The organism is Thioalkalivibrio sp. ALJ1, from assembly GCF_000745395.1.
Lineage (GTDB): Bacteria > Pseudomonadota > Gammaproteobacteria > Ectothiorhodospirales > Ectothiorhodospiraceae > Thioalkalivibrio.
The window spans coordinates 967,314-988,045 of sequence record NZ_KN050684.1 but is presented as its reverse complement, the minus strand read 5'-3'; the positions used below and the strand labels follow the sequence as shown (position 1 = coordinate 988,045).

The following is a 20,732-nucleotide window of genomic DNA, read 5'->3' as shown; positions in this document are numbered from 1 at the left end:
GCTACGGGCTACAGCCCACGGGCTTCCAGCCAGGCCCGGGCGGCGCGGCGCAGCCTGCGGGTGACGCCGCGCCGCCCGGACACTCCGAGCTCGCGGGCCAGCCGCGGCCAGTCGACGGGCGCGGCCAGGCTCGCCGCCAACAGGCGGCCCTCCGGATCAGCCGGCGGGCCCACCTCCAGCTGCCGCAGCAAGGCCGGCAGCGCCCACTCCAACGGCCGCACGCGGTGCGCAAAGGCCCGGACCTCCGCGAGATCGGTGGCCGGGTCGGCCTCCGACAGTGGCCGGGCCAATTCCTCCAGGACCGCACTCACCATAGCGGCGGCGGATGCAGGCAGAAAGCGTGGGTGCCAGACCGGCCAGTCGCGCTGGAAAGCACGCTGAATCGACCGCAGATCGGAGGCCGTAGCCGGACGGAGTGCGCGCAGGACCACGCTACTGACCTGACCACTGGCCGGGTCCGGCTGGGTCCCCACGCGCACCAGACCGTAGCCCTCACGCTTCCAGAGCCGCAGCAACGCGGGCTGCAGCCCGAAACTCGCCCCCAGCAGCCCGACGCGTTCGGCAACGGCCAGATCCGCGACCGCCCTTAGCAGGCGGCCGCCCAGGCCTCGTCCCTGCCAGCACGGATGCACCGCGATACGCTGGATACGCCAGACACGCTCCGCGGCCAGCTCGATCCCCCCCAGAGCGGCCAGCGTGCAAGGCAGGAACTGCCCCTGCGGTCGGCGCTCGCCCGCCCACACCGCCTCGGCGAGGGCCCGCTCCAGGCCGGGTTCCTCCTGGATCAGTGCGACGCCGAATAGCGCCCGGTCCATCACGCCCTCTATGCACAGCACGCGCACGCCGGGATCTTCCAGCCAGCGCAGCAGATCGGACGGACGGGTACGGTAGTGCGCATCCGCCAGTAGGCCCGTCACGGCCTCCAGGCAGGACGGCATTTCCGCCAGTGCCGCCCCGGTCGTCCAGCGCAGACGGACGGCCTGGGTGGCCGGGGTCCGGCTTTCCGCCTCCAGCAGGAACAACCGGTTGAGCCAGTCTTCCAGCGGATCCCCCCGCGCCCAGCGCACCGGGGTTGCCATGGCCTGCACGCGCACCCGGAAGCCCGCCGCCTCCAGGGCCGGTAGCGCGCGCAGCCGGAAACCCTGGCCGCTCCCCTCGAAGCCGCCGGTCGTGGTGGACAACACCAGGCGCCGGGCACGGTGGGCGAGGCGCAGCAAGCGCTCCACCGGCAGGTTCGCTGCCTCGTCGATAATCAGCGTGTCCACGGACTCGGGCGCTTGCAGCAGGACGTCCGGTGCCCGGTAGAGACGTTCCGGCGTGTCGACCCACTGACGGGCGCGCGCTAGCAGGGCGTCCACAGCCCGCGGACCCGGGGCTGTCAGGGTGATCGCCAAGGCATCCATCCGCAGCCCCGCACCCAGGTACTCGCCCAGCAACGTCGACTTGCCTCGGCCACGTGGGGCCGTCAGCGCCAGGCACTCATCCCCCTCCAGCCGCCCCAGCCGATCCAGCGCCTCCACCTGATCCGGCGTCCACGCGAACGGGGCAGGCGTCGCGGCCGGCACACGGGGCAGTCGCTCCGCCGAAGGCGCTTCAATATTCCGGATCCAGGGTTCGGCCAACGCCGCCCGCCAGCGGCGGGCAAACGCACCTTCACCGGTGACCCCGTCGAGCACCACCAGGGAGCCCCCGCCGCGCAGCAACCCGGCCGCTGTGACCAGCGCATCCACGGCGAGCGGGTCCCCGGCCTCGAACACCAGGGACTGCACTTCGTGGCCCAGCCAGTGCCCCGCCTGTGCCGGCGCCACGTGCGGCAGGCCGTCGGGCACATGCCGTCCCACCCAGAGCACCGGACTCCGGGCTGAGGCGATCCGAAGCCAGATCTCGGCGGCCTGTTGGGCCGCCGGATCGGCCGGCAGTCGGTAGAGCGAGCGAGCCTCCATCTCAACATCTCACCAGGGTCGTAGGTTGCATGGAGCAAGCGGGCTTGCGAGGGCGGAAGAGGCATCTGGACACACGGGCGCGACAAAAGTCCAGAGCGCTGCCAAACGCCAGCGCATAGACACCGCGACCGACCGCTGACAAGAGCGGCGCGTGACGCTGGATGCCGGCGGGGACCTCCGAGTGGACGCGGCGGCCGCGGCCGATATCGACGCCGCCAGTGTGCAGATGCCGCTGATGGCACGTCATACGGCGACACGCCAGGCACAGGGCTTTTCAATCGACGGCGCAAGCGCCGTCTTCGCGCAGGCCTTCCAGGCGCCCGGCGACCTCGAACGCCAGTGGCGCGAACAACCCCGTACGCCGGGGTAGACCTCGTCAATCCACCACGAAGCGCACGAAGACCGGAAGAGGGATATGGGATGAAGCACGAGTGCTATGCCGGACTTCTCGGATGTGCCTCGGCCGCCCATCCAGTACCCACCAAAATCCTTCCAGACTTCCCGTCTTCTGTGAACCGCCCTCGCCCCTTCTTCGTGCCTTCGTGCGCTTCGTGGTAGACAATCCGTACATTCAGAATCTCGAAGGAGAGCGATATGCAGGACGGCCGTTTTGGTTCAGCGCTGGTGACCGGCAATTCCAGCGGGCTGGGCCTGGGGATAACCCAGGTACTGCTTAAACAGGGCGCACACGTCTATGGCATGAGCCGGCGCGGCTGCCCCGAGGCCGGGACCAGCGCAGACGAACGCGTGGACCTGAATGACTTCGCTGCCACTGGTGCCGCAATGGAACGGCTGCTGGAAGGCGTCGAGTCACTGGATCTGGTCGTGCTCAACGCCGGGCTGCTGGGTCATATGCAGCGCATGCAGGACGCGTCGATGGATGAACTACGCCTGCTGATGGATGTAAACACCTTCGCCAACAAGGTCATCCTGGATACCCTGCTGAAACGCAATGTCCAGGTGGGCCAGATCATCGCGATCTCCTCCGGTGCATCGGTTTCCGGGCATGCCGGTTGGAGCGGGTACTCGCTGTCCAAGGCCGCGCTGAACATGATGATGCAGCTCTACGCCCACGAATTTCCGGACGAGACAGCCATCAATGCCTTCGCCCCCGGCCTGGTCGATACGGCCATGCAGGATTACCTCTGCGACGAGGCCGACCGCGAAAGCTTCCCGGTCCTCCAGCGCCTGAAGGCCGCACGCGGGACCCAGGACATGCCCACCCCGGAGGACGCCGCCCGCACCATCCTCGACGTCCTGCCCCGCCTGCACCACACCACCCGCGGCAGCTTCGTCGACATCCGCCAGCTCTGAGGCAGAGTCGTCCCGGCCACGAACCGAACAGATCAAGGGCGGGAACAGGAAGACGGGAAGATTCGAAGGGGGATCGGGCTGAAGCGTAGAGGGCAGGGCTGACGGGCAGAGGCATGCCCCGACATCCAGCCCCCTGCCCGTACCCAATCAACAATTCCTCCGACCTTCCCGCCTTCCTGTGAACCGCCCTGGCCCTCCTGCGTGCCTTCGTGCGTTTCGTGGTGACCCCCGGCGTGCGGAAAATCGGCGCTGCCGCGCCAAAAAAGTTCATGGAGGGGCGTTGGATTTCGCCGGGGATGCGGCGTATAGTCGGGGGCGTGATTCGTGGTTGAGCGACAACACTAGGAAGTTTCTAGTTATTGAACCAGTGCTCCCGTTGATCTGTTGGCAGCATGCCGCGAACACATTTGTTTGTTACATGAAGAGGTTACAAGTTGTGAATACTGGTGTTGTGAAGTGGTTCAACGAGAGCAAGGGTTTCGGTTTCATCACCCCCGATGATGGCGGCAAGGACGTGTTCGTCCATTTCTCCGCGATCAACGGTTCGGGTTTCAAGACCCTGGCCGAAGGTCAGAAGGTCTCCTTTGAAATCCAGGAAACCGCCAAGGGCCTGGCCGCCGGGGAAGTGACCGCCATCTAAGGCGCCACATCCCAAGGCTGACGGCTCCTTCGTTGGACCGTCCGAAAAGGCCGCCTCCGGGCGGCCTTTTTCGTGCCTGACGCCCTGTATTCACCACGAAGAAAGCCAAAAGCGATTTACAGGAAGGCGCGAAAACTGGAAGAGGGACTGGGGTGGCGCGTTCAGCGCAGGACCGACGATCCGGGTATGCCGCAGGCCCTGAGCCAGCACCCGCACTCCATAACCCTTCCTGTCTTCCCATCTTCCTGTGAAACGCTCTTGACTTGGCCCTTGTTCGTGGTGGAGGCAACGGTCCGGCGCGGGTGATTCAAGTACACTGCGGGGCTTTCCCGAAGGCTGGCCCCGCACGCGATGAACCGTCTGTTTCGTTCCACCGCCGTTGTCAGTGGCATGACCATGATCTCGCGAATCATGGGCTATCTGCGCGACATGGTGCTGGCGGTAACCTTCGGGGCGGGGGCCTCGACCGACGCCTTCTTTGTCGCGTTCCGCATCCCCAATTTCCTGCGTCGCCTGTTTGCCGAGGGCGCCTTCAACCAGGCGTTTGTCCCGGTGTTCGCGGAGTTCCGCGAGAAACGCGGTCGCGAGGCCCTGCGCGACCTGCTGGACCACACCGCCGGCACGCTCATGACCGTGGTCACCGTCGTAACACTGATCGGTGTGCTCGCCGCGCCCTTGCTGATCTGGGTGTTCGCGCCAGGGCTCGCCACACAGGAAGAGGGGCGCCAGGATCTGGCGGCACAGATGCTGCGCATCACCTTCCCCTACCTTCTGTTTATCTCGCTCACCGCGATGGCCGCCGGCATCCTGAACAGCATCGGGCGCTTCGCGGTGCCGGCGTTTACCCCGGTCTTCCTGAACCTGTCCCTGATCGTGGCCGCGCTATGGCTCGCACCAATGTTCGCCGAGCCGATCGTGGCCCTGGCCTGGGGCGTGTTCATCGCCGGGGCTTTACAGCTCGCCTTCCAGATCCCGTTCCTGCTGCGCGCCGGCCTGTTGCCGCGCCCCCGTTTCCGCCGCGCCCACGAAGGGGTCCGGCGCATCGTCAAGCTGATGCTGCCGGCGATCCTCGGGACCTCCGTCGTCCAGATCAACCTGCTGGTGGACACCCTGATCGCGTCGTTCCTGGTCGCCGGCTCGATCTCGTGGCTGTACTTCGGGGACCGCTTCGTGGAACTGCCCCTGGCCCTGTTCGGCATCGCCATCGGCACGGTGATCCTTCCGCGCCTGGCACGCCAGTACAACCTGGCGGACCCGGCAGCCTTCAACCGCACCCTGGACTGGGCCCTGCGTCTGGCCATGCTGGTCGCCCTGCCGTCTATGGTCGGGCTGGTGGTGCTGGCGGTGCCGATCCTGGCGACACTCATCCAGTACCAGGCATTCACCCAGTTCGACACCTACATGAGCGCGATGGCCTTGGCCGCCTATGCCCTGGGCCTGCCCGGCTTCATCCTGATCAAGGTCCTGGCGCCCGGCTTCTTCGCCCGTCAGGACACCAAGACCCCGGTCAAGATCGCGATCATCGCCATGCTCTGGAACATGGTGCTGAACGCGGCCTTCGTGCTGCCGTGGTATCTCTCCGGCACGCCGGGGGCCCACGCGGGGCTCGCGCTCGCCACGTCGGCCTCGGCCTACATCAACGCCGGGTTGCTCTACCGCGGACTGATCCGCGAAGGCATCTATCAGCCGGGCCCCGGGCTGCGCCGACTGCGTCTGGGCCTGCCTCTGGGCCTGGCCGCAATGATCGGCGTGCTTGTCTGGCTGTCGCCGGAGTTCGGCCAGTGGACCGACTGGTCCATCCGCACCCGACTGCAGGCGCTGACCGGGCTGATCCTGGCCGGCACCGCGACCCTTGCCGCCACGTTGTGGCTGGCCGGCCTGCGGCCGCATCACCTGTTGCTACACGAGCCACAGACGAGCGCGGATCGATGATGCCCGTCACCACCCGGGCGGGTTATACTTTCGGTTTTGCGCGGGATTGGGGCGATGCGGCTCATTCGCGGCCTGGGGCCGGCCGACAGCAAGGCATTCGAGGCAGCCGGCGTTCATGGCGCGGTGGTGACTATTGGCAACTTTGATGGTCTGCATCGTGGCCATCAGGCTGTTCTGGGACGCCTACTTGAGGCGGCGCAGGATCGCCAAGCGCCGGCGCTCTTGATGACCTTCGAGCCGCTGCCGCGCGAATACTTTGGCGCGCGCAGCCATGCGCCCTCCCCTCCCGGACGCCTGCAACGCCTGCGCGACCGTTTGATCACCCTGGGCGATAGCGCTCTGGGCACGGTCTGGGTTCTACGCTTCGATGCGCGTCTGGCACAGCTGTCAGCCGCGGCCTTCATGGAGGAGGTCCTGCATCACCGCCTTGGCGCCCGACATGTGCTGGTCGGCGATGACTTTCGTTTCGGACGGGGGCGCGAGGGCGATCAGTCGACCCTGCAGGCAGGCGGTGCACAGCACGGGTTCACGGTGGAATCCACACCGACCGTGCGCGACGCCGAGGGCCGCATCAGCAGCACACGCGTCCGCGCCGCCGCCGTCGCGGGAGATTTTGCCCAGGTGGCGGAGCTGCTGGGGCGACCCTACCGCCTGCATGGCCGGGTCGCGCATGGCGACAAACGCGGGCGCACGATCGGCTTTCCCACCGCAAATCTGCGTATGGGACCATGGCCGCTGGCGCTGCGCGGGGTGTATTCCGGCTGGCTGCGGCGGGCCTCCGGCGAGGCCTTGCCCGCCGTCGCAAACATCGGCTGGCGGCCGACCGTGGCCGGTACCGAACAGCGCCTGGAGGCCCACGTACTCCAGGGCCAACCCGACCTGTACGGCGAGGCCGTCTGCTTCGAACCCGTCGCGCAGGTGCGTGGCGAACAACGTTTTGAGGGTCTGGAGGCGCTGCGTGAACAGATCGCGCGCGACGTCGAAACCGCCCGAACCCAACTCTCGCAACTCAGCTGAAACCGGCCCACAGGGTCGATCCGGAACTCGCTCATGGCACGCAAACCGGCACCGCCGAATCCCTACAAGGACACCCTCAACCTGCCCGAGACGGCGTTCCCGATGCGCGCCGGCCTGGCGACGCGGGAGCCCGAGTGGCTGGAGGCCTGGAAAGCGGAGGATCGCTACCAGCGCCTGCGCGAATACTGCGCCGGGCGTCCGCGCTTCGTGCTGGCGGACGGCCCGCCCTACGCCAACGGCTCGATCCACGTCGGCCATGCGGTCAACAAGATCCTCAAGGACGTGATCGTGAAGAGCCGGACCCTGTCCGGCTTTGACGCGCCCTACGTGCCGGGCTGGGATTGCCACGGCCTGCCGATCGAACTGAAGGTGGAGCAGAAGCTGGGCAAGGCCGGCCGCGACGTGGATGCCGCAACCTTCCGCAAGGCCTGCCGCGAGTATGCCCAGGAACAGGTGAATGGCCAGAGCGCGGACTTCCAGCGCCTCGGTGTGTTGGGGGACTGGGACAATCCCTACCTGACCATGGACTACCAGGTGGAGGCAGACACCGTCCGCGCGCTGGGCACCATTTTCAAGCGCGGCCACGTGCAGATGGGCGAGAAGCCGGTGCACTGGTGCGTGGACTGCGGCTCGGCGCTGGCCGAGGCTGAGGTCGAGTACGAGGACAAGTTTTCGCAGGCAATCGACGTACGCTTTCGCGTGGTCGACGACATCGACTTCCTGCGTCGCTTCGACGGCATCGATGGCTCGCGCGGCCCCATCAGCGTGGTGATCTGGACCACCACCCCATGGACATTGCCCGCCAACCAGGCCGTGGCCCTGCACCCGGAACTGGATTACGCCCTGGTGGAGCTGGAGCACGAGCGCATCTTGCTTGCTGAGGCTCTGGTCGAGGACTGTCTCAAGCGCTACTCGCTGGGCGAAGGCCAGATCGTGGCCCGCGCCAAAGGCCAGGCGCTGGAAGGCCTGATGCTGCAGCATCCCTTCCTGGAGCGGCAGGTCCCGCTGATCCTGGGTGATCACGTAACCACCGAGACCGGTACCGGGGCCGTCCACACCGCCCCCGGCCACGGCCAGGAGGACTACGCGGTGGGGCTGCAGTACAGCCTGCCGGTGGAAAACCCGGTGGGCCCGGACGGCCGTTTCCTGCCGGACACCCCGCACTTCGCCGGCGAGAACGTACACCAGGCCAACGGCCATGTGATCGACGTGCTGAAAGACCGCGGCGCGCTGATCGTGGCGGTGAAGTTCGAGCACAGCTACCCGCACTGCTGGCGCCACAAGACCCCGATCATCTTCCGCGCAACCCCGCAGTGGTTCATCAGCATGGAGCGCGCCGAGTTGCGTACGGACGCGCTGAAGGCGATCGCCGACACCCGGTGGATGCCGAGCTGGGGCCAGGCCCGCATCCACGGCATGGTGGTCAACCGGCCGGACTGGTGCATCTCGCGCCAGCGCAACTGGGGCGTGCCGATCCCGTTCTTTGTGCACAAGGAGACGAACCGCCTGCACCCGCACACCTCCGAGCTGGTGGAGGTGGTGGCGCAACGGATCGAGCAGAACGGTATCGAGGCCTGGTTCCAGCTGGATCCGAAAGAGCTGCTGGGCGACAAGGCGGATGACTACATCAAGCTGAACGACACCCTCGATGTGTGGTTCGACTCGGGGGCATTGCACTCCACTGTTGTCCAGAAGCGTCCGGAGCTGGGCGATCTGCCGGTGGATCTGTTCCTGGAGGGATCGGATCAGCACCGCGGATGGTTCCAGTCCAGCCTGCTGACCAGCGTCGCCATGCGCGGCGAGGCGCCCTACAAGGCGGTGCTGACCCACGGCTTCACCGTGGACGAGAAGGGCGAGAAGATGTCCAAGTCGCGCGGCAACGTGGTCGCGCCGCAGGAGGTCGTCTCCACGCTGGGGGCAGATATCCTGCGCCTGTGGGTCGCGGCGACCGACTTCTCCGGCGAGATGGCGATCTCCAAGGACATCCTCGACCGCACCGCCGACGCCTACCGCCGCATCCGCAACACCACGCGCTTCCTGCTGGGCAACTTGAACGGCTTCGAGCCGGCCGAACACGCCCTGCCCCTGGACGAGCTGCTGCCGCTGGATCGCTGGATCGTCGCCCGCGCCCTGCAGGTGCAGGAACAAGTGACCCGCGCCTACGACGACTACCAGTTCCACCAGATCTACCAGCGCGTGCACAACTTCTGCTCGGTGGAACTGGGCAGCTTCTACCTGGACGTGATCAAGGATCGCCAGTACACCACCCAGGCGGACTCGCATGCGCGGCGCTCGGCCCAGACCGCGCTGTACCACGTGGCCGAGGCCCTGACCCGCTGGGTCGCCCCGATTCTGACGTTCACCGCCGAGGAGATATGGGAACTCCTGCCCGGCGAACGCCCCAACAGCGTGCTGTTCTCCACCTGGTACGAGGGGCTGGCGCCACTGCCCGAGGACGCCGCGTTCTCCGATGGCGACTGGGACCGCATCCTGGAGGTGCGCACGCATGTCGCCCGCGCCCTGGAACTGGCACGCAACGAGCAGGGTATCGGCGCCTCGCTGAACGCCGAGATCGACCTGCATCTGCCGGCCGATTCCACAGCGCGTGCGTTGCTGGAACGCCTGGGCGACGAGCTGCGCTTCGTGTTAATCACCTCCGAGGCTCGCCTGGCCAACGGCGCCGCCCCGGAAGGCGCACACAGCGCCGAGCTGAACGACGGCACGGCGCTCAGCGTCGTGGTGCACAAGAGCGATCAGGCCAAATGCGTGCGCTGCTGGCACCGCCGCCCGGACGTGGGTGAACACGCGCAGCATCCGGAACTGTGCGGGCGTTGCGTCAGCAACGTGGAAGGCCCGGGCGAAACCCGGCGTTTCGCCTGATGCGCCTGCAGGGTTCCGGCTTGGGCCCGGGCCTGGTGATCGCAGCGGCCATCGTAGCCGCCGACCAGGCCACCAAGGTCTGGGCCGAGCACGCGCTGACGTTGTTCGCGCCGGTGGAGATCACGAGCTTCTTCAACCTTTCGCTGGTATACAACCCCGGTGCGGCCTTCAGCTTTCTCGCCGGGGCTGGGGACTGGGGCCGCTGGTTGTTGAGCGGCATCGCCGTGGTCATCGGCCTGCTGATTATCGGCTGGCTGGCGCGCCTGCCGCGCCAGGCCTGGTGGTCGGTGACCGCCCTTGGCCTGGTGCTGGGCGGGGCCATCGGCAACCTGATCGACCGCCTGCGCTACGGTGCAGTGGTGGATTTTCTGGACTTTCACTGGGCCGGCTACCACTGGCCGGCCTTCAACGTGGCCGACATGGCGATCGTCATGGGGGCCATCACGCTGATCGTGGCGACCTTTATCGAAGGCGACCACAGCCATCCGCCAACGCATCGGGAGTAAGCATGACCACCGCGACCAAAGGCGCGCGCATCGAGATGCACTATCGCCTGATCCTGGAGAACGGCTATCTAGTGGACGGGACCGGCGACGAACCCATTACCCTGGAAATCGGATCCGGCGAGATTCTGCCCGGCTTGGAAGACCTGCTGGTCGGCCTGGAGCCCGGCGACCACCGGGAATTTGCGATCGAGGCCGGCATCATGTTCCCGTTTCGGGATAAGGCGGCAGTGCAACAGATGCCCCGCTCGCAGTTTCCGGACGATCTGCCGCTGGAAGTGGACTATATCTACGAATTCAACAGCCCCTCAGGCGACGCCGTTCCAGGGCGTATTGAGGCGGTTGAAGACGACACCGTTACCGTCGATTTCAACCACCCGCTGGCGGGTCAGAACTTCACCTTCGAGGTGGATGTGGTATCCGTAAAGGAACCGCAATAGGTCGCGAACGACCGCAGGAGAACAGCATGAGCATGCAGGCCCAGCTCGCCAATCCGCGAGGCTTCTGCGCCGGGGTGGAACGCGCCATCGAGATCGTGGAGCGCGCTCTGGAGATCTACGGCGCGCCGCTGTACGTACGCCACGAGGTGGTCCACAACCGCCATGTGGTCGGGCGCCTGACCGATGCCGGTGTGCGCTTCGTCGAGGAACTGAGCGAAGTGCCCGATGGCCAGGTGGTGATCTTCTCCGCGCACGGCGTGCCGCGGCGCGTGCAGAAGGAAGCCGAGGATCGCGGCCTGACCGTATTCGACGCCACCTGCCCACTGGTGACCAAAGTCCACCTGGAGGTGGGCCGCTACGCCCGCGAGGGGCGCGAGGTCGTGCTGATCGGCCACGCCGGGCACCCCGAGGTCGAGGGCACCATGGGCCAGTTCGACGACTCGCAGGGCGGGCGCATGATGCTGGTCGAGACCATCGCGGACGTCGAAAATCTGGAGGTCGCGAACCCGGATCGTTTGGCCTTCGTGTCCCAGACCACGCTGTCGATGGACGACACCGCCGGCATCATCGATGCCCTCACCGCGCGCTTCCCGAAGATCGAAGGCCCGCGCAAGATGGACATCTGCTACGCCACCCAGAATCGCCAGGACGCGGTGAAGGACCTGGCAAAGCAGTGCGACCTGCTGCTGGTGGTCGGCTCGAAGAACAGTTCGAACTCCAACCGCCTGAGCGAGATCGGCGCCCGGATGGGCGTGGAGTCCCACCTGGTGGACGGCGCCGCGGACATCGACCCTGCCTGGCTGGAGGGCAAGAGCCGCATCGGCGTCACCGCCGGCGCCTCGGCCCCGGAGGTCCTGGTCAACGAAGTGCTCGACTTCCTGCGCGGGCACGGCGTCGATACCGTCTCCGAACTCGCCGGCCGCGAGGAAACCATCACCTTCTCCATCCCCTCCGGCCTGCGCCGCGAATCCGCCTGAAAGGGCTGCTTACAGGAAGGCCAGAAGATTTGAAGAAAAACTGGATTGGGGCGCACCGCACACACCCGCCATTGCTGTCATATCCCCGAATGTCAGGGATTCCACACCCAAAAACCCTTCCTGTCTTCCCAACTTCCTGTTAACCGCCCTTGACCTTATCGGGGATACATAAACGACATGGATGATCGACCGCGTTTTCGGCTGAGTATTCGCTGTCCTGATCAGCACGGGATCGTTGCGCGCATCGCCAACGCGATCGCCAACACCGACGGCTGGATCACCGAAGCGGCCCAGCACACTGATGCCGAGGCCGGCTGGTTCTTCATGCGCTGGGTATTCTCGCTGCCCGTGGACACCGAGCCCGCCTTGCGCGAACGCCTGGACGAGCTGGTCCTGGACCTAGGCATGGACTGGTGGCTGACGGCGACCACAACTCGTCCTCGTGTGGTGCTGATGGCGTCGCGCGAACCCCACTGCCTGAGCGACCTGCTCGCTCGCTGGAGCGCTGGCGAACTGGAGATGGAGATCCCGGCCATTCTCTCCAACCATCGGGACCTGGAGCCCCTGGCTGCCTGCCACGGCATCCCGTTCGAGCACATCCCGGTACCCAAAGAGGGCCGTGAGGGCGCGTTCGCCCAGCTCCAGCAACGCCTGGGCGAACTCGCCCCGGATACCATCGTGCTGGCGCGCTACATGCAGATCCTGCCGCCAACTCTGTGCGATGAGTACCCCGAGCGCATCCTGAACATCCACCACAGCTTCCTGCCCTCGTTCGTCGGCGCACGGCCCTATCACCAGGCCTTCGCCCGTGGTGTAAAGCTGATCGGCGCCACCTGCCACTACGTCACCGAAGACCTGGACGCCGGCCCCATCATTGAGCAGGACGTCACCCGCATCCGCCACGACGACGGCGTGCAGGACCTGATCCGCAAGGGACGCGACGTCGAACGCTGGGTCCTCGCCCGCGGCCTGCGCTACCACCTCGAAGGCCGCGTCCTCACCCACGGCAACAAGACCATCGTCTTCGATTGAGCATTCAGCGACGCGCGTCACTGCCACCAACTAACGCTGAACCGAACGCCACTGGCGTCCAAGTCACGCCGGCGCCCTTCGCCAATACACGTCTGGACTAGACTCCGCGGATAGCCCAAATCACAAAAGCGGGCGACGGGAGACCCACGATGGCGAACGAAAACGGCATCCCCAGGACAATCCACTCCACACGGCGGGCCTGGCATCAACTCCTGCTTCTGGTGCTCATGGCGGCGGCCCTCGCGCTAGGCGCCCCCTCGGCCTCGGCCGAACGGCTTCCGGACACCATTGATCGGGTCAAACCCTCGGTCGTCGGAGTCGCGACCTTCCAACCAACACGAAGCCCGCGGGCCAACTACCTCGGGACCGGCTTCGTCATCGACGATGGCCGACTGGTGGTGACCAACTACCATGTAATCCCCGAAACGCTGGACCAAGAGCGCCGAGAACGCCTGGTGGTCATCAGCGGGGAGGGCCGCAACACAGAGGTCCACCACGCCGAAGTCGTCGCCCGCTCGGTGGATCATGACCTGGCCCTGTTGCGAATCGCTGCGCCGTCGCTTCCCGCCCTGCGCCTCGGTTCATCGGACTCGACCCGCGTCGGCGAGGAAGTGGCATTCACCGGCTACCCCATCGGGATGATCCTGGGTCTTTATCCCGCCACCCACCGGGCCACGATCTCCGCACGCACGCCGATGGTGATTCCGGCCCGGAGCTCAGCCGAGCTCGATGAACGTCGCATCCGCGCCCTGCGCAACGATCCGCCGATGGTTTTTCAACTGGACGCCACCGCCTACCCGGGCAACAGCGGGAGTCCGCTGTTCCGCAAGGGTTCGGGCGAGGTAATCGGCGTCATTAACCAGGTCTTCGTACAGGGCGGCCGCGAAGCCGCCATCGGCCAGCCCAGCGGCATCAGCTACGCCATCCCCTCCGACCGAATCCGTCCCTTGCTACAGGAATACCGCAACCAAAGCGGCAACTGACGCTCCGCAAGGTCAAGGACGAATTACAGGAAGATGGGAAGACCGGAAGAAAGGCTGGAATTTTTGGGGCTGTCATTGCGAACGTGGCACGGCAGTCTCCTGGAGGGATGCTGGCAGTAATCCTTGCAAATCGCCACGTCGCTTCGCCACTCGCGATGACCGGTCGATCGGCGGTGTCGGCATCCTGGTTGGGTGCAGGTGATCGCGATTTCAGGTTGAGGTCACCAAGGCTCCCGGCTCCCTGGCAACGAATCTGAATTCCTTCCCGCCTTCCCACCTTCCTGCGAACGGCCTTTGGCCTGGTCCTCCTCTGGGCCCTCTGTGCCCTCCGTGGTGAGCCGACCTTGACCTCACCCGTGCTTGTCGGGTTCGGGTTGTACATCCGTGTCGTCTTCCTTTTCGGCGAGGAAGGCCTTGTAGAACAAGTGCCGCACCAGCAGGCCCGGCGGCATCTTGAGCCAGTGTCCGCGCAGAAACAGGAGCCCGCGAGCGGTCCCATCCTGCAACGGTGTGCTGGAGGCCGCCCGCGTCTGGCTGCCATGATGGAACATCCAGCGTGCCACCGGGTTGATGCGCCGAGCACGCGGCGAGGCCGCGAGACGCCTTACAACCTCGGGCGGAATGTCCGTACCCAGATGACGGCCACACAACCAGAGTGCCCGCTGCGCCAGCCACGTCACCTCCAGCGCATCGGCCTCGACCAGCAGTGCCTCCCAGAACCCATCGCCCTCGCGAGCGGCGAAGTGGTTCACCAATACGTGGATATCGTTAACGTCGCGCAGACCGCGTTCCCAATCGGTCTCGGAGAACAGGTGCACCATGGCGTGCAGCACCATGTGTGCTGGCGCCAGCATGCGGAAACGCCACGGCGCCGGCAGGGCCACGCTCTGCTCGCGCAACCTGCCGGCATCCGGTCGGACGCGGAAAGTGCGCGGCAGGATATTGTGGTGCAGGTCGAGTGTAGTCCCCCGCTGGCGGTGGGCCAGAGGGGGCAGCTCGTGCATCCACTCGCGGTAGTAGCGCTGATCGTAGTCGTTGTGGTGCGACCCCGACCATCCATCGAAGAAAAGCAATGACTCTGCCCGTTCGATCTCCGCCTCCGGAAAGAGCAGGTCGATATCGTTAGCCAGACGTCCCTGTGCGTTGGGCAGATCCGCCAGCAGGTAGGCAGCCCCCTTCAGTAACACGGGCGGTGCCATTCGCGTCAGCATGCCTCGACCCAGCTCCTCCAGCTCCCAGCGCAGGGCCTCGGCACGTCGTTCCGCCACCCATGCCGCCCCCTGCAGATGCAATGCAACCGGCTTCGGAAGGTCCGTCTCCAGCCCTGCCTCCCGCGCCCGTTGCCAAAGCGCACCCAGCAGGGACGTCTCGCGTGCTGCCGCGAGCATCGTGGACCATTCCCCGTCGGTCCGCTCGGCCATGCTTTCGGGCCGCGCAAGGGCCAGGCACAGCGCTCGATTACCGTCCATCGGACAGCCTCTGGAACACGTCCATCGCCTCGTCGAGGTCGCCGTAGACGAAATCAAATGACCGAACCCCGTCGCTCAGCCCACCCAGACCATGGAAGGCTTGGGCTCCCAACGCCGCATAGTTGAAGGCGTTGTCAATCAGTCCGGTCAGGCATTCTCCCGGACTGCGCTCGATGAGCCGTGCCGGTACCCCTTGGCGATACTGCGGAAATATGACCCAGGCTGGTTCCGCCGCCTCTCCCGCACGTTCCACGGATGCCTGCGGCGGGGACATGTGCGACACAGTACCCTTCAGTGTGTCGTGGACCGGCGCATTCAGGCGAGCATCCGGGCAGAACCCGCGAATCACGTCGATAGAGGCGTTCTTCAAGCTGACGGGCCGCGCCGGACCAGACACCGTTCCGGCATCCAGATCCAGCAGGACGGATTCGTCGGTCAGAAGCCGCCAGCCATTGTGGGCCAGAGCGGCGCAAAGGGTGCTTTTGCCGGAGCCCGGGGGCGCGGGCAGCAGCACCGCGCGACCACCCTGCTCAAGGGCGGCGGCGTGCAGGACGAGGCGATGCTGGACCAGGCTGGCGATGCACCAGTTCATGCCCCACTCGAGCATCGGATAGGCCTGATGATAGGCAAGCGGCTTGAACACGCTGCGCCGGTCGGACAGGAAGAGCACCTGAGGGTGATAGAACCGTCGCAGCGTACGCGGGGCGCGCAGCTCGCAGTCGAAATCGTGAAAGGCACCCGACTCGTGCACTGGATAGTCGCGGTAAACCGCGGCCAGGCCTTCAGCTACGCTGGCAATCCGGCTACGGATCCGCGTCACGAAGGGGCCAGTCTCCAGTAGCAAGCCGTCGCCGGCTAGACGCCGACGAACGACCGTAGTCCCCAGGCTGCGCAGAGGAACACGCCCTAGAGACACTCCGTGCGTTCCCGGATCAGTCGATTGTGCTGCAGCGCGGCGAGCCATTCGGCAAGGATACCGGCATCCGCCGCGTTCCATTCAAGACAGTCGGACAACTGCGCCAGCACCAGCGGACCATTTTCCTGCAGACACTGGAGAATCGCCCCGGCGACGGGATCCAGCAGATGAGTGTCCCCCGTACCGGTATGAAACGCAGCCCATTGCTCGCCGCACGGGCGAAGATGCACGCTGGCGGCGTACTCCAGGAGCTTATCGGACAAGGCTTGTGCCGAAGCGAAGGACGGAGGTCAGGCCGATCACGGCCCCCAGGTCGGCGTGTCCATCGTGTTTTCGAGGAAGGCCTTCACCTGTTCCGGTTCCAGGCGATCGCCGCTGTTGGCGATGTAGTAGCCGTCGACCAGAGTGTCGGTCACGATGTCCCGCACCATCTGCTCGGACAGCGGGTAACCCGGCGTGTAACGCGCGTTCAGCAAGGCCGCTGCGCCGAAGCGGATGATCTGACGCTCATGCGGGACACCTGTGAGCCCCAGGACACTGTTGGAGGCCGCTACAGCCCCGAGCATCGTAAGCGGAATCTCCTCCGCCGAGTTGTCCGACTTACCGGGCTTACCGGGCTTACCGGGCTTACCCGAGTTACCGGGGCCGACAGACTCCGCATGCTGGCGATAGTCGTTCGTCATCCCCGGGAAACCGTAATCCGACGCAAACGCGATACCCTCTTCGACCGCCTGACGCCACGTCGGATGGTTCTGAAACGCCGCACTGTTAAGGTTCGTGCTGTTGTTGTTGGCCGAGCCACTCCAGTAGCCAGGCGTACGTCCACCGCATTCCTGCGGCTCATCATGGCGGGAGGTGTTGCCGGACACCCAGCCGGAGGGCATGCAGTTCGCGCCGGCCGCTTTCAGCGGCGCTGAATGCAGCGTCATCAGCACCGGCGCAGTGCCCAGCGCCGCCTTGCTTAGGCGCCGCCGGGTCCGACCATGCGCATTGAGCGCGTCCTGCGGCGCTTCCGAGCGCGGATCCTGCTGCTGATCGTGATTCATTCGCTTACCTCCGGGATGCTCGGCCGAGCGGCGCATCGCGCCTTGTTCCACCGAGTCCCGCATGCCATTGTTCCAAGTACGTACAGTTTCATCCTAGCGCGAGAACTGGGCCGTGCCTACTGTTCGAACGCACTGATACTGGAATGGAAGCAAGTTTGATACCACGGCGAGATAACGCTGCAACCGACTGTTTTAAAAGGAAGCTTGTCCGCCACAGTTTCTTACCCGCTCCGCAGCCCCGGAAACCGTAAAGAAACATGACACCCGACCTGGGCACCGACATCCGACTCGACAGCCTACTCAGCCGCCAAGCCAACCTCCTCCCGAACGCCCCAGCTCTGGAGAGTGGCTCGAACTGTTGGTCGTTTGCCGAACTCGACGATGAAACTGAGCGCGTCGCCGCGCTGTTAGTCGAGAGCGGCATCCGTGCCGGAGACCGGGTCGCCGTTTACCTCGAAAAACGGGTAGAGGCGGTCGTCGCCATGTTGGCCGCAAGTCGTGTTGGCGCCTTGTTTGTACCGGTCAATCCCGGCCTTCGCCAGCGTCAGGCGGAACACATCCTGCGCCACTCTGAGTCTCGGCTTCTGGTGACATCGAGCGCGCGCCTCGAGGCCCTGACACTCGATCCTGACTCCAGCCACCTCACGGAATCGCCGTTTCGAGTGCTGCTCGTGGACCACGGCGCGACCGACCATCCGCCACACAGCGGCGCCCTGGCCTGGAACACTGCTCCTATGGCGCGCGTCATTTCACGCCCACCAAGCACCGATCACGATCCTGTCGCAATCCTTTACACATCCGGCAGCACGGGTGCGCCCAAGGGTGTACTGCTGTCGCATCGCAATCTGCGCGCAGGGGCCGCCAGCGTGGCGACTTACCTTGAACTGGGCACAGACGATCGCCTCATGGCTGTACTGCCCTTCAGTTTCGATTACGGTCTGAATCAGCTTCTATCCAGCCTGCACGCGGGCGCCTGCTGCCGGCTGACCGAATACGTTTCCGCGGCCGCACTCGTGCAGGAAGCCGCCCTGTTCCGGGCCACGACGCTGGCCGGCGTACCCACTCTCTGGCAGGCCCTGGTGCGAGAGTCGTGGCCCGAAGGGCTGATCCACAGCCTACGGCAGATGACGAACACGGGCGGTCATCTGCCCGAAGCAACGGTCCGTGGATTGCGCGAGAAGGCTCCTGATGCCCGACTGTTCCTGATGTACGGTCTTACCGAGGCCTTCCGCTCAACCTACCTTGATCCCGACCTTGTGGACCGCTTTCCCACATCCATCGGCCGAGCCGTACCCAATGCCGAGATTGCCGTGGTCCGCAGCGATGGCTCGCGTTGCAATCCGCTAGAGGAAGGCGAGCTGGTGCACCGAGGGGCCTTCGTTGCACTCGGTTACTGGAACGACCCGGAAGCCACGGCCGCTCGCTTCCGGCCCTGGCCATTAACACCCGCGGAGCATCCCCGCTCGGAGATCGCCGTGTGGTCCGGGGATCGGGTCTATCAGGACGCGCAAGGACTTTTGTATTTCGCCGGCCGCGATGACGAAATGATCAAGACCTCCGGGTATCGTGTCAGTCCCACCGAAGTAGAAAGCGTGCTCCTGGAGTCGACAGACGTTGTGGAGGCCGTCGCGCTGGGCGTGCCCGACGAGGAGCTGGGCGAAGCGGTAGCAGTCATCTTCCAACCCCGCCAGGCATCGGTAACGCCCGCGAGCCTGAGCCGGTGGTGTCGCAAGACCCTACCAGGCTACATGCAACCCCGAATCTGGGTGCCGCTCCCCGAAGGCCTACCCCTCACGGCACACGGCAAGATCGACCGCAGCTATCTGCGACGAGCACTGGAAGACGGCACGCTACAGCCTGAACCTCGGGGGGACGCGAGCTAACCACCACATGATGTGACCGCCACCATCGGGCCCCAACCGCTGGCGAAAAAAAGCAGAGCATCCCGGCTCAAAGAATCGACTTGACCATGCACTAACGGCGCCGCACCCCGGCTGATATCGCTCGGCTACACTGCATTCACCACGCCTTGCATACTCGTCGCACCGAGTCAGGCGTGAACATGCACATACCTCAGCGCCTCCGGGAAACTCTAATGGCACAGACAACCGAGCTCGCCCCCCATTACTGGCCGGAGGGACTGGAGACCGACTCGCAGGGACAACTACTGATTGCCGGCCAGCCCGCCAGCATGCTCGCAATGCAACACGGTACGCCCCTATACGTTTACAACGCTGAAGACGCTGGCGTGCGAATTCAGGACCTGCGTAGCCAGCTTCCCAATGGGGTTAAGCTGCACTACGCCGTCAAGGCCAATCCGCATTCACAGCTACTGCGTCGGCTCGCCCCGTGGCTGGACGGCATGGATGTCGCCTCGGCCGGCGAGCTGCAACGCGCTCTACACGCCGGCATCGAGGGGCGTGACATCTCGCTCGCAGGACCGGGCAAGACCACGACCGATCTGCAAGCCGCCCTGAACGCCGGCAGTGTGGTCGGCATCGAGTCCTTTACCCAACTGCACCGGGCGGCGGATCTAGCGCGCGGACAAGGGCACCGCGTACCCATCAGCATCCGGCTCAATCCGGACTTCCGATTAAAATCCTCGGGGATGCACATGGGCGGCGGCGCCTCGCCCTTCGGCATTGACGCCGAAGAGGTCCCCGAACTGCTGGAAGAGGCCCGGCACCTGCCCGTTTATATCGCGGGGTTTCAGATATACGCCGGCTCCCAGAATCTCCAGGCCGAGGCGATTGCGGAGGCCCAGGCGCGGTCGCTTGATCTGATCCTGAATGTCTGTCCGGGCGGCATCATCCCGGAATTCGTGAACCTCGGCGGCGGCTTTGGCATTCCGTATTTCCCCGGGGATCGGCCACTGGAGATTGCACCCATTGCCGAGGGGCTGGCCCAACTTCAGGTTCGGCTGCACGAACGTTGGCCGGAAACGGGTCTAGTGCTCGAACTGGGCCGCTACCTGGTAGGGGAATCCGGGGTTTATCTGACACGCGTTGTCGATCGAAAGGTATCGCGTGGTGAGACCTTCCTGGTGACGGATGGCGGGATGAACCACCACCTCGCGGCCTCCGGCAATCTGGGGCAGGTAGTACGGCGCAACTTTCCGGTGGCCGTCGCCACCCGACTCAATAACCAGGCGAGCGAAGTCGTGAATATCGTTGGCCCCCTGTGTACCCCGCTCGACCGCCTGGCCAGCCAGGTACACCTGCCGCACGCTGAACCTGGCGACCTGATCGCCATCTTCCAGTCCGGCGCCTACGGCCTCACGGCCAGCCCCGTCGGCTTCCTCGACCATCCGCTACCCGCCGAGATCGTCCTGTAGAGAAATCCCACCCCACAGCTCACAGAGAAAGGCGCGGTCAAGAGCCGTTCACAGGAAGATGAGATGACAGGAAGGAATTCAGATTCGTTTGTTCTAACGGTGAGGGACTTGCGGGACGCAATGGATAGGACTGTGATCTTCGGCCGTCATCAATAGTCCGTTGCCCGAGAGCCCCCTAACGCCAAGAAATCCGTCATCGCGAGTCGCAAAGCGACGCGGCGATCCGCGAGAGATTGCCCCTGCGCTTTCCGGAAGTTGGCCGCGCGACACGCGCAATGACAGTCCGACCAATCCAGCTCTGCTTCT

General features: G+C 65.3%; 18 protein-coding genes. 13 read left to right on the top strand and 5 right to left on the bottom strand.

What is annotated here, in order from left to right:
- Positions 1-8 precede the first annotated feature (8 nt).
- Positions 9-1,943 (bottom strand): GNAT family N-acetyltransferase, encoded by a 1,935-nt coding sequence (locus F462_RS06915; protein WP_038052720.1) that lies wholly within the window; start codon positions 1,941-1,943, stop codon positions 9-11.
- A 151-nt stretch (positions 1,944-2,094) separates the two neighbouring features.
- Here F462_RS06915 and F462_RS06910 point away from each other — a divergent pair, with 151 nt between their 5' ends.
- The 11 genes from F462_RS06910 (at position 2,095) to F462_RS06860 (ending at position 13,661) form a co-directional block, all read left to right on the top strand.
- Entirely contained in the window at positions 2,095-2,313 is a 219-nt protein-coding gene (locus F462_RS06910; protein ID WP_244270863.1) for a hypothetical protein, read from the top strand.
- A 224-nt stretch (positions 2,314-2,537) separates the two neighbouring features.
- On the top strand, positions 2,538-3,257 hold the full coding sequence (locus tag F462_RS06905; RefSeq protein ID WP_038052718.1) for an SDR family NAD(P)-dependent oxidoreductase: 720 nt from the start codon (positions 2,538-2,540) through the stop codon (positions 3,255-3,257).
- Positions 3,258-3,693: 436 nt separating this feature from the next.
- Entirely contained in the window at positions 3,694-3,897 is a 204-nt protein-coding gene (locus tag F462_RS06900) for a cold-shock protein (protein ID WP_018873518.1), read from the top strand.
- Between the two features lie 351 nt (positions 3,898-4,248).
- The gene (gene murJ, locus F462_RS06895; RefSeq protein ID WP_038052716.1) at positions 4,249-5,829 is read left to right on the top strand and encodes a murein biosynthesis integral membrane protein MurJ; all 1,581 of its coding nucleotides are present in this window, start codon (positions 4,249-4,251) and stop codon (positions 5,827-5,829) included.
- 54 nt (positions 5,830-5,883) lie between these two features.
- A complete protein-coding gene (locus tag F462_RS06890; RefSeq protein WP_038052713.1) occupies positions 5,884-6,846 on the top strand; it encodes a bifunctional riboflavin kinase/FAD synthetase in 963 nt (320 codons plus the stop codon).
- A gap of 33 nt (positions 6,847-6,879) precedes the next feature.
- Entirely contained in the window at positions 6,880-9,726 is a 2,847-nt protein-coding gene (ileS, locus tag F462_RS06885; protein ID WP_038052712.1) for an isoleucine--tRNA ligase, read from the top strand.
- Positions 9,726-10,232 carry a signal peptidase II gene (lspA, locus tag F462_RS06880; protein ID WP_038052710.1) on the top strand — a complete coding sequence of 169 codons (507 nt, stop codon included), beginning with the start codon at positions 9,726-9,728 and terminating at the stop codon, positions 10,230-10,232. The genes ileS and lspA overlap by 1 nt, the downstream gene beginning before the upstream one ends.
- Positions 10,233-10,234: 2 nt before the next feature.
- Positions 10,235-10,669, top strand: a complete 435-nt coding sequence (locus F462_RS06875; protein WP_018141291.1) for an FKBP-type peptidyl-prolyl cis-trans isomerase — start codon at positions 10,235-10,237, stop codon at positions 10,667-10,669.
- A 26-nt stretch (positions 10,670-10,695) separates the two neighbouring features.
- Positions 10,696-11,646: a 4-hydroxy-3-methylbut-2-enyl diphosphate reductase gene (gene ispH / locus F462_RS06870; RefSeq protein ID WP_038052706.1), complete on the top strand. Its 951-nt coding sequence runs from the start codon at positions 10,696-10,698 to the stop codon at positions 11,644-11,646.
- 177 nt (positions 11,647-11,823) lie between these two features.
- A complete protein-coding gene (purU, locus tag F462_RS06865) occupies positions 11,824-12,678 on the top strand; it encodes a formyltetrahydrofolate deformylase (RefSeq protein ID WP_038052703.1) in 855 nt (284 codons plus the stop codon).
- Positions 12,679-12,905: 227 nt separating this feature from the next.
- The gene (locus F462_RS06860) at positions 12,906-13,661 is read left to right on the top strand and encodes a S1C family serine protease (protein WP_208854160.1); all 756 of its coding nucleotides are present in this window, start codon (positions 12,906-12,908) and stop codon (positions 13,659-13,661) included.
- Positions 13,662-14,011: 350 nt separating this feature from the next.
- On the opposite strand, the gene F462_RS06855 is transcribed toward F462_RS06860, so the two are convergent.
- Genes F462_RS06855 through F462_RS06840 form a run of 4 tightly spaced genes read right to left on the bottom strand, consistent with a single transcriptional unit; the run spans position 14,012 to position 17,092 of the window.
- The gene (locus tag F462_RS06855; protein WP_038052697.1) at positions 14,012-15,130 is read right to left on the bottom strand and encodes a nucleotidyltransferase domain-containing protein; all 1,119 of its coding nucleotides are present in this window, start codon (positions 15,128-15,130) and stop codon (positions 14,012-14,014) included.
- A complete protein-coding gene (locus F462_RS06850; protein ID WP_208854159.1) occupies positions 15,120-16,025 on the bottom strand; it encodes an HprK-related kinase A in 906 nt (301 codons plus the stop codon). Before F462_RS06850 ends, F462_RS06855 begins: the two co-directional genes overlap by 11 nt.
- An 11-nt stretch (positions 16,026-16,036) precedes the next feature.
- Positions 16,037-16,309 carry an HPr-rel-A system PqqD family peptide chaperone gene (locus tag F462_RS06845; RefSeq protein ID WP_156100404.1) on the bottom strand — a complete coding sequence of 91 codons (273 nt, stop codon included), beginning with the start codon at positions 16,307-16,309 and terminating at the stop codon, positions 16,037-16,039.
- A gap of 36 nt (positions 16,310-16,345) precedes the next feature.
- On the bottom strand, positions 16,346-17,092 hold the full coding sequence (locus F462_RS06840) for a hypothetical protein (protein WP_038054876.1): 747 nt from the start codon (positions 17,090-17,092) through the stop codon (positions 16,346-16,348).
- Between the two features lie 257 nt (positions 17,093-17,349).
- On the opposite strand from F462_RS06840, the gene F462_RS06835 reads away from it, so the two are divergent.
- Positions 17,350-18,975: an acyl-CoA ligase (AMP-forming), exosortase A system-associated gene (locus F462_RS06835; RefSeq protein ID WP_038052693.1), complete on the top strand. Its 1,626-nt coding sequence runs from the start codon at positions 17,350-17,352 to the stop codon at positions 18,973-18,975.
- A 212-nt stretch (positions 18,976-19,187) separates the two neighbouring features.
- Positions 19,188-20,426 (top strand): pyridoxal-dependent decarboxylase, exosortase A system-associated, encoded by a 1,239-nt coding sequence (locus tag F462_RS06830; RefSeq protein WP_038052691.1) that lies wholly within the window; start codon positions 19,188-19,190, stop codon positions 20,424-20,426.
- The last annotated feature ends 306 nt before the right edge of the window (positions 20,427-20,732 follow it).